Consider the following 701-nt stretch of genomic DNA (forward strand, 5'->3'; position numbering starts at 1 on the left):
GAGAGGGTTCAGGGTGAGGGTGAGACATTTGGTCTCCTTTTGCACCCCACCTACCTCCCACTTATACGGAGAGGAACTGTTGTTAATTTTATCTTTGATTCTGGGTACTTACTTTTTTTATTTCTTTCCACTTCTCTTTCTGCTCTTTTGTAAGAATGTTGTCTATCTTTCTTCCTGTTTCAAGGTCATCCACTACAATCTCTCCACGCAAGCGGTATATCTCTCTTACTCTTTTTCCTATCTCTTTTATATCCCCTTCACTGGCAAGCAATTCCTTTAACTTCTTATCCTCTCCTTTAATCTTTTCAACATTGGATGCCACACGCTTTTCATACTCCCCTATCAATTTCTCTATCTCTTTTACCTGCTTTTCATTTAAGCCAACCTCTGCTTTATAATCAAGAATTGTCTTTCTCGCTGGTGGTTTGTTATTTTCCTGAGAAGATGCTTTCGTGGATATAAAAGGAGAGAGTATAAAAATACAGAAAAGAAACAAAATTAACCTTTTTGTTTTGGTCATATCCTTCCTTTCTAAATTTATTGTACATCTATTTCTTTTTTTTGTCAAGTGATTTCGTTTCACTCACCCTCGAGGAGAGAGGAAGAAATCCTTTTTCTTTTGTGTTTTAGAAACTCTTTCTTATGAACATTCTTCCTGTGTATGCGTTGTAGTCATCTGACAGGTCTCCCCTTAACCCGAA

1 protein-coding gene is annotated in these 701 nt (G+C 37.2%); it reads right to left on the bottom strand.

The window, feature by feature from the left end; translation table 11 throughout:
- Positions 1–88: 88 nt before the first annotated feature.
- On the bottom strand, positions 89–520 hold the full coding sequence (locus tag N3D17_07810; GenBank protein ID MCX8083267.1) for a hypothetical protein: 432 nt from the start codon (positions 518–520) through the stop codon (positions 89–91).
- Positions 521–701: the final 181 nt, after the last annotated feature.

The sequence above is a fragment of the bacterium genome (assembly GCA_026414725.1).
GTDB lineage: Bacteria > Ratteibacteria > UBA8468 > B48-G9 > JAFGKM01 > JAAYXZ01.

Bases quoted from the DNA above. Each gene is read 5' to 3' on its own strand.
- N3D17_07810 (MCX8083267.1), bottom strand. From the start codon at position 520: ATGACCAAAACAAAAAGGTTAATTTTGTTTCTTTTCTGTATTTTTATA.